This is a genomic window from Maribacter sp. LLG6340-A2 (genome assembly GCF_045057105.1).
Taxonomy (GTDB): domain Bacteria; phylum Bacteroidota; class Bacteroidia; order Flavobacteriales; family Flavobacteriaceae; genus Maribacter.
Genome location: NZ_CP159332.1, coordinates 2,640,951 through 2,653,677, shown reverse-complemented (window position 1 = coordinate 2,653,677; position 12,727 = coordinate 2,640,951). Strand labels below are relative to the sequence as shown.

Genomic DNA, 12,727 nt, shown 5'->3' with positions numbered 1-12,727 from the left:
CTTTACGCGTCGCTATCAAGAGTTGGGGATTGCGTTTGGGCACTGGGCTCAATTTTTCTGATCAATCCTTGTAATACCTTTCCCGGTCCTATTTCCGTAAACAGACTTGCACCGTCCTTAACCATTTGTTGAACACTTTGCGTCCATTTTACAGGGGCCGTAAGCTGTAACATTAAATTTTTCTTGATTTCTGTGGCATCATTGACCGCGGTAGTAGGCACATTTTGATATATAGGACAACTAGGTACCGCAAATTGGGTATTCTCAATGGCAGCGGCCAATTCTTCCCTTGCCGGTTCCATTAACGGAGAATGAAAAGCACCACCAACAGGTAACATTAACGCTCTACGCGCTCCTGCCTCTTTCAACTTTTCACAAGCCGATTCAACGGCAGCAACTTCACCGGAAATAACCAACTGCCCCGGGCAATTATAATTCGCTGCAACCACTACTCCGTTAGCATCGTTACAGATATCCTCTACTATTTTATCTTCCAAACCTAATACGGCAGCCATGGTAGAAGGCTGTAGCTCACATGCCTTTTGCATGGCCAAAGCACGTTGGGACACGAGCTTTAACCCGTCTTCAAAACTTAATGTATTATTGGCTACCAATGCGGAAAACTCACCCAAGGAATGTCCTGCGACCATAGCTGGCTGAAAGGAATCTCCCATTACTTTACTCAATATAACCGAGTGTAAAAATATAGCTGGTTGTGTAACCTTGGTTTCCTTTAATCCTTCTGCAGTACCATTGAACATTACTTCTGTAATATCAAAGCCCAATATTTCATTTGCCTGTAAAAAGAGTTCTTTGGCTACCAGGTATTTTTCATAAAGATCCATTCCCATTCCAACAAATTGGGCACCTTGCCCAGGAAAAACATATGCGTTCATAACTTTTAGTTTAGGTGCGGCAAAAATAAGGATTTTAGGCAGACATCATTAGCGTAATCAAAAGCACTTATATCCCTATTCCTTAAACCATCCGGAATACATGGTATAGGCCTCGGCAATTCTATTGATTTCCCCATTGCTCAATTCTGGGCTGATATCCTTTATTTTCTTTGCCGGCATTCCCGCAAAAACACTGCCAGAGGGTATATGGGTACCTTTGGTCACTACAGCACCGGCAGCTATGATGCTATTACTTTCCACAACACAATCATCCATAATTATACTTCCCATACCTACCAATACATTATCATGAATGGTACACCCGTGTACAATGGCATTATGTCCAATTGATACATTATTACCAATAGTTGTAGGCGATTTTTGATAGGTACAATGAATAACGGCACCGTCCTGAACATTGACCTTGTTCCCCATTTTTATAAAATGCACATCTCCCCTTACCACAGAATTAAACCATATGCTACATTGATCCCCCATAGACACCTCACCTACAAGCGTAGCATTTTCGGCTATAAAACAATCTTCTCCTATTATTGGGCTTTTACCTCTTACTTCCTTGATCATGTAATTGATTTAATTAATTAAAAAATGCTAAAAAATCTTTCTTTTTTGATGCAGAGACCAGTAATTCCTTTCCGTTGGACATTACCACACTACCACCTTTGCCCTTTCGGTATTTTACCACTTCATTTACATTGACCAAATAAGATTTATGCACCCTGGCGAAAGCGAATTCTGCCAACGCATCTTCAAAGTATTTCAATGTCTTACTTACTAATATCTTGGTGTTCTCCAAATAGATTTCAGTGTAATTATCATCTGCTTTACAATATAGAATTTCCGGAATATTCAACACTTGAAATCCGTCTTGCTGTGGTAAGGTCAGTTTACCCGTAACCCCTTTAGATTTGGAACTTAGGACCTCACCCTCCAATGCAATTTCCTTGGCACGTACCGTCTCTACATAATCAACGGCATTGATCAATTCATCAATATTTATAGGTTTGGTCAAGTAATACGCTGCATGATGGTTCAAGGCATCTTTTGCATATTGATCATAAGCGGTTACGAAAACCGTTTCAAAAGTACGATCGGGTAGTTGGTCCAAAAGATCAAAAGCATTACCAAAAGGCATTTCCACATCCAAGAATATCAAATCCAACGTATTGTTTTCAATAAGAACCATAGCTTCTTTTATGGAAGCTGCTTCACCCACCAATAATACATTCTTGCAATATTTGGTAATATAATTTCTTATAATTTCCCTACTATTGGCTTCATCCTCTACAATTATCGCTTTTAAATCCATTATTCCTTTTTTAGTATGAACAACACCTTGGTCCCAGAGCCATCGTTTTTAAGATCAGATATGTTGATGGAAACCTTGTCCGTATACATATCGTTCAAAATGGCAACACGTTTCTGTATAATTCCCATCCCTTTAGATTTTTGTTTTTTCTGATTCTGTGTTTTGATGGATGCTGATTTTTTACGGCCAATACCATTGTCCGTAATACAAATGGCCACAGAATTGTTGCTTTCTACCTTGATCGATACACGAAGCAATCCTTTGGCCTCCCTATAACGTAAACCGTGCCAAATTGCGTTCTCAATATACGGTTGCAATAACATTGGTGGTATTTGATATTTGTTTACAGGAACGTCATCATCTACTATGATCTCATAATCAAATTTATCCTTAAACCTTGAGTGCTCCAGTTTAATATACAGCTCTAACTGTTCCAGCTCCTTGGCCAAGGGTATAAAATCCTCTTCAGAATTTTCCAATACGGAACGCATAAGGGTAGAGAATTCACTTAAATATCTATTGGCACTACGCTCATCGCTTTTAGAAATAAAATTATTGACAGAATTGAGGGCGTTGAATATAAAATGTGGATTCATTTGAGACCTTAATGATTTTAAGGCCAGCAAATTGTTGGTTAATTTTTGTTGTTGATTGCTCCGGTAAAAAAAGAATGCCGCCAAAACGGTTAATAAAAGCCCAAAAATCAATGAATAAATGACCCATTGCTGCCTTTTGTAACTTTCCTCAACCAATTGCTGCTCGGTCAACGCCAAATCATATTTACTTTGAGAAAGTTCCCTTTCATTTTCCAGTCCTACCAACCTACTTTGAGCATTGGCAATATCCCTATTTATACGGTTGGCCCTTGAAATTTCCTGCTCTTTTCTAATGTAAAGCGTATCTACCAACGCCACGTAAGACTGGTAGGTGTCCAAAGCTTTGGTATAATCCCCTTTTTCCTTATAAACTTCGGAAAGTTTTCTCGTTGCATCTTTTTGTACCACCAGATCATCTTCCGTATCTGCCTCTATAATACTTTTTTTAAGGAAAGGAATTGCCTCATTATATTTATCCTGGGCAATATAAGCATTGGCAATTTTATAGTTAATGCGTTGTGAAGTAATGGTATCCGCTTGGTCTAACTTGGATATGCCAATTTTAGGCGTGCTAAGTTTTTTAATATCCTGCAAACTTCTTTTTCGCATATTGATTTCCTCGCTGAACCTACTTTTTTCATTGTAAAAATCGGCCACCTTTTCATTTTCCTGTAACGCTCTTAATGGTGCCGATGTTTCTGCCAATTGTAGCGAATTATCAAAATAAGCTTCTGCCTCTATAATCTTATTTTCTCTGGAGTAGGCCTCTGCAATCTTGGAGTTTAAATCGATTAACTTTGGGGTGATTTGGTTTTTTTCGGCAATATGCAATCCCTCCTTATAGAATTCAATGGCCTGTAGCACTTCTCCGTTTCCTTTTTTGGCGTCGCCCATCAATTCATATAATGCAACCCTTTGATATGGGACCATGGATTTAAGTTCCAGTAAAGGGTCTAACAAAAGTATAGCCTCATTATACCTAGCGGAGATATTGTACACTTTGGCCAATAAGAGAGTGGTCTTGATAGTTTTGTTGGCCTCTAACGCATCTTCGTAGTTATCTATAGCTAAGTCTATTTGTTTATGATATTGATAAATTTCGCCTAGTTTGGATAATGATCGGGCCAATTCTTTCTTTTGTCCTCGTTTACCTAGGACAGCAATAGATTGGGCAACAAAATCAATACTTTTTTCAATATCGTTATCCTTATAATGTTCTGCAGAATCCAGCAAGGTTTGATGCCTTAGGGAAACATTTTTAGTAGTTGACCTTGATGTTGAATAGTTCTCTACCTGTATCAATACATCATCATTACCTTTAATACGGTAGCGTACCGTTTCAATATCTACGGCCTCAACAATAAGTTCATCCCCAATACGCACATTGATGTTAAATTCACCCAAACCATTGGTTAATACATAACTACCCAAATTAGTAGATACGGATACTCCAGATATTGGCCTACCGGTTTCTTTCACCTCTACCCTACCATGTAAGGTAAATGTTTGGGCCGCTTCTTGGGCATAACAACATACAGCGCCCATTACTATGGCCATGATACTAAATAATATGAAAACTATACTTTTTTTCATGTACTATGATTGTTGTAAACTTAGAGGATTTTTACGGTACTAAAAAATCATAAAAAGTACTATTCCCCTATTAAAGACCACTATTTTACCATTTTAAAAACCAGACCGTCCAAGTGGCTCATCCAAACCTACTGTTGCCTCATTACCGATAGTATAGAAAATAGTTTCCTCTTAGTTTGGCCAAGAATTAAAAATATAATCATCATGGTAAAGCTCAACAAGATTTCATCCTCGGCAATTTTATTTCTGACCCTTTCAATGGCTTTTGCCTGTAAGGAAAGAATACCAAAAAATACGGTCAAATTAATGGCCCACACCTTAGAAACATCAGAAATATTAAAGGATAATACGGTACAGATTGCGTTGTTGTTGGACACAAGTAATAGTATGGACGGACTCATAAATCAAGCAAAATCCCAATTATGGGATATTGTAAACGAGTTTAGCACGGCCAAGTGCGAAAATGGAACAAGACCCAACCTACAAATTGCACTTTACCAATATGGAAACGATAATCTTAATGCTAATGAAGGATATGTTCAACAAGTATTGGATTTCAGTAGCGACCTTGATGAAATCTCCGAAAAATTATTCTCCTTATCTACCAATGGTGGCGAAGAATATTGTGGCAAAGTAATACAGACTTCTTTACAACAGTTACCATGGAATAAAAATCCAGATCATTTACGGTTGATTTTTATTGCCGGAAACGAACCTTTTGACCAAGGCAGGTACAATTACAAAAATGCATTAGACAATGCCAAGGAAAAAGACATTGTGGTAAACACCATTTTTTGTGGTAACTATGATCAAGGAATACATACCTTTTGGAAAAATGGCGCAACTATGACCGGGGGTGAATATATGGCCATTGATCATAACAAGGAAGTGGTACATATTGCCACCCCATATGACGAAATAATTATACAATTAAATTCTAAAATGAACGCTACTTATATCTCTTATGGACCTATGGGGCAAAAGAAAATATCCGCACAAAAAGAGCAAGATTATAATGCATTTGAAATAGAGGAGGCGGTAGCCATAAAAAGGGCCGTGAGTAAAAGTTCTAGACTTTACAATAACAAAAACTGGGATTTGGTAGACGCCTATGACGATTCTGCATTTAACATTGAAGAAGTGGACGTAAAAGACCTACCCACGGAATTACAAGATAAAAGCAAGAAAGAAATTGAAGCGTATGTGGTGTCCAAAAAGAAGGAACGCGAAAAAATACAGCAGCAAATTTTAGATTATAATAGCAAGCGAAGTGCTTATATAGCCAAACACCAAGCTGAGAACGCTACGGGAGAATTAGAAAGTGTTATGATCCAGGCCCTTAAAAAACAGGCTGCAACCAAAAATTATATTTGGGATTAATTAAATTAAATACCAAGGGCCCATGAAAAAAAGTGGGCTCTTTTAATTGGCTGCAGGGCAATAGCAATCATATTTACGTTCGGCCTGTCCAAAGTCGTACCCTAAGGTAATCTGGTGAAAACCACCATTGTCAAAACGTATGCTTCCCATTTGGTAAGAATAATTATAGGACACCATAAAATTCTTGATGTTAGCTCCTATGATAGGCGTAACCAACTGCAAACGTTGTTCTCCAAAAGAACCACTATCTTGAAATTGCGCACCGTCAAAGCTTCTTCTATAGGATAGACCTCCCCAAATTCTACCAAAATCCACATCCCGGTATACCTTAGCATTGATGTCAATATTCTTTTCCTTTGTAAACTCGGTCAATTGAAATAATATAGAAGGTTCTACTTGCCATTCGTTTCTGCCGAATACATAACCGGTAGAAATTAAATATCTTCTAATATTGTCAATGACCAATTGATCAGGATTATCTTGTCTATCCCTATAATATACATTTCTCTTGCTACCTGTTAGAGCATTGGTAACCGCAAAATGCGTATAGAATTCTTGAAAGTTATATGAAATACCAATATCCACATTAGTATAGGATGAACTTAATTTTATTCCTGCAACAGCGGGGTCTGGTTGTGTAGACCTAAATTCTGTTTCGTCCAAACTACTTTGTAGAATTGTGGCACTTAACCCAAATGATAATTGGTTCAGTACGCGCAAATCATTACCGCCCATTCTTAAATGGTGGGCATAGGTCAACTTTAAACCGGTCTGCGAGTGATAGCCATTGGCATCGTTGAAAATGATAGCCCCTATTCCACTGGGGGAATCGCCCAATCTAAAATGTGCATTTATAGTCTGTAAACTTGGAGCATCATCAACATCAAACCACTGCTTTCTGGCTGTTGCCCTAATTTTACCTCCCTGTGTTATTCCCGCCATGGACGGAAAAACCAAATAGTAATTATCCGATAAATAATCAAAATATACGGGTATACCTTCTTGTGCTTTGGATTGGGAACCTACAAAAAGCAACAATAAAAACAATACTAAGCTGTATCTCATCTTGGGGCTTTGAAACTAAAAACTAGTTCTAATATTATAAAGTGTATAACGGGTTAACCATAACATTATTATGTATACTTAAACTAAGATTTCCTTTGTATTTTTGCATAAATTAAAACAGCAATGAAAGAGTATTCAATAACGGTCGTTAAAACCAATAACCCTAATATATTAAAATTCGAAACTAATCATTTATTAGTACACCGAAAAAACTACGAATATAAAAATATTGATGAAGCTAAAAATTCACCATTGGCCCAGCAATTATTTTACCTACCCTTTATTAAAACGGTTTATATTTCTGGTGATTTTATTGGGTTGGAAAGATTTGATATTGTTCAATGGGAAGATGTAAAGGATGAAGTAGCACAGCAATTGGTTGAATATCTAAACGCGGGGGAGCCCATAGTAATAGAGGAAGATATGAATAAGCCTATTCCTGTTACCGTCTATGCCGAGGTTACACCAAACCCTTCTACCATGAAGTTTGTAGCCAGTAAAAAAATTGTAGGAGCCGCTTTTGAATTTAAAAATATAGATGAGGCAAGAGATTCCAAATTGGCAACGGCCTTGTTCCAATTTCCTTTTGTAAAGCAAGTTTTTATTGATGAGAACTATGTTTCCGTTTCAAAATTTGAAGTTGCGGAATGGGAAGATATTACCATAGAACTTCGTGAGCTTATTCGCAATTTCATTGCAGAGGGCAAAGAAATAGTGGCGGACAACGCCAAATCTAACGACCCAAAACAGGTTTCTGAGACAATAACCACACAGCCTACAGAGGATTTGGATGAAACTTCCCAAGAGATTGTGGATATTTTAGAGGAATATGTTAAACCTGCCGTTGCCAGTGATGGCGGTAATATTTTGTTTAAATCCTATGATACGGATACAAAAACGGTAAATGTTATTCTTCAAGGAGCTTGTAGCGGATGTCCTTCATCAACATTTACCCTTAAAAACGGCATTGAAACCATGTTAAAAAATATGATGGGAGAAAAGGTAAATGAGGTGGTTGCGCTTAACGGCTAATTATCCATTTAAATGAATTAAAGATTGCCTTCTAATTTTGTAACTTGTAGGAAATCTAAAAATCATTAATTATGGCAGTTTTAAAAGTAATCGAAATTTTAGCAAATTCTGACAACGGATGGGAAGATGCAGCAAAGCAAGCAGTTGCAGAAGCATCTAAATCAGTTAAAAATATCAAGTCTGTATATATCAACGAGCAAAGTGCAACCGTTGAAGATGGAAAAATCAAAAATTACAGAGTAAATGTAAAAATCACTTTTGAAGTGAAATAATTGATAACAAGCATTTAGAAAAGCGCCTTCCGGCGCTTTTTTTTGTCTCAAAATTAAAATCCAAAATATGCCCGTTCCACAAAAGCATACCAATAATCTTATAAAAGAAAGCAGTCCGTATTTGTTGCAGCATGCCCACAATCCCGTACAATGGGAAGCTTGGAACGATGCCACTTTGCAAAAAGCAAAAGATGAGAACAAACTAATACTGATCAGTATTGGCTATGCAGCCTGTCATTGGTGCCATGTAATGGAGCATGAGTGTTTTGAAGATGAAGAAGTTGCAGAGACCATGAATGCACATTTCATCAATATAAAAGTTGATAGGGAAGAACGGCCAGATATTGATTATATTTATATGGATGCACTACAAATGATGACCGGTAGTGGCGGCTGGCCATTAAATATACTAGCACTACCAGATGGCAGACCTTTTTGGGGCGCTACCTATGTAAAAAAACAAGATTGGATTCAGGTGCTGAACCAACTGCAACAATTATATATAGAAGACCCAAAGAAAGTTATTGGCTATGCCGAAAATATGGCACATGGGCTTAAGGAGATTAATGCAATAGTTACAGAAGACAATCAAGACGTAATTAAAAGTGAGGAAATAGATCATATGGTTGCCGATTGGTCTAACTATTTCGATACATTTTTAGGCGGATATAAGCGAGCACCTAAGTTTATGATGCCAGTGAACCTTAATTTTCTTCTGCATTATTCGCACGTTAGGGAAGATGAAAATATTCTTGAATATGTGAATACCACATTGACCAGAATGGCATGGGGCGGAATTTTTGATCATGTAGGTGGTGGTTTTTCTCGATATTCCGTCGACACCAAATGGCATGTTCCCCATTTTGAAAAAATGCTGTATGACAACGGGCTATTGATCAGTCTGTATTCCAACGCCTATGCCGCTACCAAAAACGAGCTTTACAAAAGCATTGTAGAAGATTGTGTTACTTTTATTGAAGAAGAACTGCTTGACAAAAAATACGGATTTTATTCTTCCTTAGATGCCGATAGTTTAACTACGGATAACAAATTAGTAGAAGGCGCATATTATGTTTGGCAAGAAAATCAATTAAAAGACATATTAAAGAGTGATTATCCCATTTTTGCCGATTATTTCAACATCAACTCTTATGGCTTTTGGGAAGAGGACAATTATGTATTAATAAGAGATGGGGAAGCTTTGGATATTGCCATGAAGCATTCCATTTCTAAAATAGAATTGAAAGAAATCATTTCAAACTCTCTTGCCCTGTTGAAAAAAGAACGGGCAAAACGTAAAAAACCAAGATTAGATGATAAGATATTAAGTTCCTGGAACGGACTTGCATTAAAAGGTCTTACAGATGCCTATCGGTATTTAGAAAAGGAAAAATATAAAGAACTCGCTTTAAAAAATGCTGATTTTATCTTAGATAATATGAGTTTGGAAGATGGTGGTCTGTATCATAATCATAAAAACGGTATAAGCACCATTTATGGCTTTCTAGAAGATTACGCATCTACAATAGAGGCATTTATAGGGTTATATGAAATTACATTCGATGAAAAATGGCTAAACGAAAGCTTACGGTTAACCAATTATGTAATTGATCATTTCTCCGATACCGAAACCGGACTTTTCTTTTTCACATCTAACAAAGAAAATAAGTTAATACGAAATACAATTGAAGTTGCGGATAATGTTATACCGTCGTCCAATTCCATTATGGCTCTTAATCTTCTTAAGTTATCTAAGTACTATCCAGAGGATATATATCAAAAAAGATTAGACCAAATAACGAAAACCCTGTATAAAACCATACAGGAACGCCCACAGAATCACGCAAATTGGCTTCATATTTTATCATTAATAAATGAAAAATTCTATGAAGTGGTCGTTATAGGTGAAAATTATGAACGCATATGCAAAAAAATGCAAAAGAGCTATATGCCAAATACTATCTTTGCTGCTTCAGATGCAAAATCCAGTGAGTTTTCATTGTTTAAAAATAGGTATGTTGAAAATAAAACATTGATTTATGTTTGCCAAAATGGTACTTGTCACCTACCCATAGAAGGTGTTGAGGAGGCAATGAAATTAATCACATAAATTTCCTTAAAAAATTTTCCGCCCATTTGTACCAAATAAAATTTCCTGGTAAGTTTTAAAAAATAAAAAAGTTACACGAGTTATGGATAAGATCATGAATCTTCAAGAACATGCAGATAAAGCGTTGGAATGGATGTGGGCAGTATTGCCCAATGTAGTAATTGCCATTATTTTACTGGTTTTAGGAACGTATATTATACGCTTCATCAATAAAATGGTTCGCAAATTCTTCCTTAGAAAAGATTATGACCTTGCTTTGGAAACGTTCTTACAAAGTTTTATAAGTATTGGTTTAAAAATTATCCTATTTGTTTTGGTAATCACCCAATTAGGGGTGCAGACCACATCTTTAGTGGCTATCCTAGCCTCTGCCGGTCTAGCAATAGGTTTGGCATTACAAGGGTCATTAGCCAATTTTGCGGGTGGGGTGCTTATATTGCTATTTAAACCATTCCGGATCGGTGATTTTATATCAGCGCAAGGTGTAGACGGTACGGTTAGGGAAATTTCCATCTTTACAACAAAAGTAAGCACCTTTGGAAACCAGATTGCCGTTATACCCAATGGACAACTCTCTAATAATACCATTGTTAATTATAATGCCTTGAACACTAGACGAGATAAAATTGACGTGGGCATAGGATATGGTTCCAACATTAAACAAGCAAAGGAAATTATGCTTGCTATTTGCAAAGAACGAGAAACCATCCTTAAAGAACCTGCCCCTGAAGTTTATGTAGGGGAATTGGCAGACAGTTCCGTTAACCTAACGTTACGCTTCTGGGCCAATAATTCTGATTTCTGGGCCGCACATTTTTATGTACTGGAAGAAATAAAATATAGGTTTGATGCTGCCGGCATTGAAATCCCGTTCCCGCAACGAGTAGTTACTCAGGTCAAAGGATAATTCACGGCGTTTATCTTAAACTTCCATACGGAGGTTTTTTTTCAAATCATTGTAAATCAACGTATTAATTTGTATTTTTAATGAAATACGATATTATGTACAAATTATTTACTTTCCTGATATTCGTAGCGCAAGTTTCTTTTGCCCAAAGCGTGCAACCCATTGGAACGTCAAATGGACTTATGACCACTGCACAGATGGGTAGGTCTTATTACGAAGTTCCTATTGAAGGCTCACCCTATGTAAACGAACTTTTTAAAAAAGGAACCACTATCATTAACGGTACTCATAAAAATGATGGTTTAATGAGGTATGATGCATATCATGATGTCATAGAAATAAAAAATGAAAATGGCTCCGTACGTGCGTTATTAAGAAGAGAAAACATCATTGCCGATATTGATGGCACTTTGTATATGGTCAGAAATTATAAAAGTATGGGCCAGGTAAAGGCAGGATATTTTAATCCGCTGAACGAAGGATATACGCGCTTGTTAATAAGACCAAAAAAAATATTCGTACAAGCAGAAAATCCTGAAAATGGTTATGATGTATATAAACCCGCAAAGTATTTAGACGTTACCGAATATTATCTACAGCAAGGCGATCAACCAGCAACGGCAATTAAATTGAACAAAAAATCCGTCTTAAAATTTTTGAATGACGATACCAATGATATAAAAAAATACATCAAGGATAAAGACCTAAATATGAGATCAAAGGAGGATATCATCAAGCTGTTAAATTATTATAACACTTTAGACAAGGACACAACAATGCTCTAAACAAAATAGACTAGGTATTCGCTACCTTTTTGGTCTGTAAGACAAAATCCTTTAAATAATAAGGTTCAAAATAAGCTACATCTTCAAATTGCTGTTCTTTATACTTTTTAAACGAAAGTGTTGCCATTTCTTTAGAAGAAGGAACCACGTCTGTGTGAAATAAACTTGAACCTGTAGAGATTACTTCTTTGATTTTTTCAGCTCCACTGCCTACAAAATGAACTTGCTTCTCCACCAAAAAATCTTGAAAAGAATGTTCATCGATAATTTCAGCCTTGGTTTCTCTTATTTGATTCATTTCATGATCAAAAACTGCGGAATATACCTCCATCCGTCTGGCGTCCAACACCGGAATGATAACCATATTATTTTGCCTATCTACTATTTGCGATGCCATACTCGCTAAAGTAGCAATAGAAATAAGAGGTATGCCCAAAGCATAACACAAACCTTTGGCCGCAGAAACCCCTATTCTAAGTCCGGTGTAAGACCCAGGACCCTTACTGACCGCTACAGCCTCTAAATCTTCCATTTTCAAACAAGCTTCTTGCGTTACCTCTTCTATAAATACATGTAATTTTTCAGCGTGCGAATAATTGGCCGAATTCAATTCCCTGATTGCGAGAATTTTTCCATTACGAGCTATGGATACGGAACAATTGGTAGAAGATGTTTCTAAATTTAAAATTAAGCCCATACTGCAAAGGTATTACTTCCTATAAAATGAAAAAGCCCGTAATACGTAAATATTACGGGCTATT

At 36.8% G+C, this 12,727-nt stretch carries 12 protein-coding genes; 6 read left to right on the top strand and 6 right to left on the bottom strand.

What is annotated here, in order from left to right; genetic code table 11:
- Window positions 1-2 precede the first annotated feature (2 nt).
- From fabD to ABVM52_RS11080, 4 genes are all read right to left on the bottom strand, one after another.
- The gene (fabD, locus tag ABVM52_RS11095; RefSeq protein ID WP_405380474.1) at window positions 3-896 is read right to left on the bottom strand and encodes an ACP S-malonyltransferase; all 894 of its coding nucleotides are present in this window, start codon (window positions 894-896) and stop codon (window positions 3-5) included.
- A 75-nt stretch (window positions 897-971) separates the two neighbouring features.
- Window positions 972-1,481, bottom strand: a complete 510-nt coding sequence (locus ABVM52_RS11090) for a gamma carbonic anhydrase family protein (RefSeq protein WP_405380472.1) — start codon at window positions 1,479-1,481, stop codon at window positions 972-974.
- A gap of 13 nt (window positions 1,482-1,494) precedes the next feature.
- Window positions 1,495-2,226 carry a LytR/AlgR family response regulator transcription factor gene (locus ABVM52_RS11085; protein ID WP_405380470.1) on the bottom strand — a complete coding sequence of 244 codons (732 nt, stop codon included), beginning with the start codon at window positions 2,224-2,226 and terminating at the stop codon, window positions 1,495-1,497.
- Window positions 2,226-4,415, bottom strand: coding sequence for a histidine kinase (locus ABVM52_RS11080; protein WP_405380469.1), 2,190 nt, complete (start codon window positions 4,413-4,415; stop codon window positions 2,226-2,228). The genes ABVM52_RS11085 and ABVM52_RS11080 overlap by 1 nt, the downstream gene beginning before the upstream one ends.
- Window positions 4,416-4,619: 204 nt before the next feature.
- Here ABVM52_RS11080 and ABVM52_RS11075 point away from each other — a divergent pair, with 204 nt between their 5' ends.
- Window positions 4,620-5,795, top strand: coding sequence for a vWA domain-containing protein (locus tag ABVM52_RS11075; protein WP_405380468.1), 1,176 nt, complete (start codon window positions 4,620-4,622; stop codon window positions 5,793-5,795).
- A 42-nt stretch (window positions 5,796-5,837) separates the two neighbouring features.
- On the opposite strand, the gene ABVM52_RS11070 is transcribed toward ABVM52_RS11075, so the two are convergent.
- Window positions 5,838-6,860 (bottom strand): type IX secretion system membrane protein PorP/SprF, encoded by a 1,023-nt coding sequence (locus ABVM52_RS11070; protein WP_405380466.1) that lies wholly within the window; start codon window positions 6,858-6,860, stop codon window positions 5,838-5,840.
- A 123-nt stretch (window positions 6,861-6,983) separates the two neighbouring features.
- Between ABVM52_RS11070 and ABVM52_RS11065 the strand changes: the two genes are divergently transcribed.
- The 5 genes from ABVM52_RS11065 to ABVM52_RS11045 all read left to right on the top strand — a co-directional run bounded on the left by ABVM52_RS11065 (window position 6,984) and on the right by ABVM52_RS11045 (window position 11,966).
- Window positions 6,984-7,892, top strand: coding sequence for a NifU family protein (locus tag ABVM52_RS11065; RefSeq protein WP_405380465.1), 909 nt, complete (start codon window positions 6,984-6,986; stop codon window positions 7,890-7,892).
- Window positions 7,893-7,963: 71 nt separating this feature from the next.
- Complete coding sequence (locus ABVM52_RS11060; protein WP_116770345.1) at window positions 7,964-8,164, top strand: dodecin family protein; 201 nt, start codon at window positions 7,964-7,966, stop codon at window positions 8,162-8,164.
- A 67-nt stretch (window positions 8,165-8,231) separates the two neighbouring features.
- Complete coding sequence (locus tag ABVM52_RS11055; RefSeq protein ID WP_405380464.1) at window positions 8,232-10,274, top strand: thioredoxin domain-containing protein; 2,043 nt, start codon at window positions 8,232-8,234, stop codon at window positions 10,272-10,274.
- 82 nt (window positions 10,275-10,356) lie between these two features.
- Window positions 10,357-11,181, top strand: a complete 825-nt coding sequence (locus ABVM52_RS11050; RefSeq protein ID WP_405380463.1) for a mechanosensitive ion channel family protein — start codon at window positions 10,357-10,359, stop codon at window positions 11,179-11,181.
- An 80-nt stretch (window positions 11,182-11,261) separates the two neighbouring features.
- Entirely contained in the window at window positions 11,262-11,966 is a 705-nt protein-coding gene (locus ABVM52_RS11045; protein WP_405380461.1) for a hypothetical protein, read from the top strand.
- A 10-nt stretch (window positions 11,967-11,976) separates the two neighbouring features.
- On the opposite strand, the gene tsaB is transcribed toward ABVM52_RS11045, so the two are convergent.
- Window positions 11,977-12,663 (bottom strand): tRNA (adenosine(37)-N6)-threonylcarbamoyltransferase complex dimerization subunit type 1 TsaB, encoded by a 687-nt coding sequence (tsaB, locus tag ABVM52_RS11040; RefSeq protein WP_405380459.1) that lies wholly within the window; start codon window positions 12,661-12,663, stop codon window positions 11,977-11,979.
- Window positions 12,664-12,727: the final 64 nt, after the last annotated feature.

Coding starts and splice junctions, on each gene's coding strand:
- fabD (WP_405380474.1), bottom strand. CDS start 896: ATGAACGCATATGTTTTTCCTGGGCAAGGTGCCCAATTTGTTGGAATG.
- ABVM52_RS11090 (WP_405380472.1), bottom strand. CDS start 1,481: ATGATCAAGGAAGTAAGAGGTAAAAGCCCAATAATAGGAGAAGATTGT.
- ABVM52_RS11085 (WP_405380470.1), bottom strand. CDS start 2,226: ATGGATTTAAAAGCGATAATTGTAGAGGATGAAGCCAATAGTAGGGAA.
- ABVM52_RS11080 (WP_405380469.1), bottom strand. CDS start 4,415: ATGAAAAAAAGTATAGTTTTCATATTATTTAGTATCATGGCCATAGTA.
- ABVM52_RS11075 (WP_405380468.1), top strand. CDS start 4,620: ATGGTAAAGCTCAACAAGATTTCATCCTCGGCAATTTTATTTCTGACC.
- ABVM52_RS11070 (WP_405380466.1), bottom strand. CDS start 6,860: ATGAGATACAGCTTAGTATTGTTTTTATTGTTGCTTTTTGTAGGTTCC.
- ABVM52_RS11065 (WP_405380465.1), top strand. CDS start 6,984: ATGAAAGAGTATTCAATAACGGTCGTTAAAACCAATAACCCTAATATA.
- ABVM52_RS11060 (WP_116770345.1), top strand. CDS start 7,964: ATGGCAGTTTTAAAAGTAATCGAAATTTTAGCAAATTCTGACAACGGA.
- ABVM52_RS11055 (WP_405380464.1), top strand. CDS start 8,232: ATGCCCGTTCCACAAAAGCATACCAATAATCTTATAAAAGAAAGCAGT.
- ABVM52_RS11050 (WP_405380463.1), top strand. CDS start 10,357: ATGGATAAGATCATGAATCTTCAAGAACATGCAGATAAAGCGTTGGAA.
- ABVM52_RS11045 (WP_405380461.1), top strand. CDS start 11,262: ATGAAATACGATATTATGTACAAATTATTTACTTTCCTGATATTCGTA.
- tsaB (WP_405380459.1), bottom strand. CDS start 12,663: ATGGGCTTAATTTTAAATTTAGAAACATCTTCTACCAATTGTTCCGTA.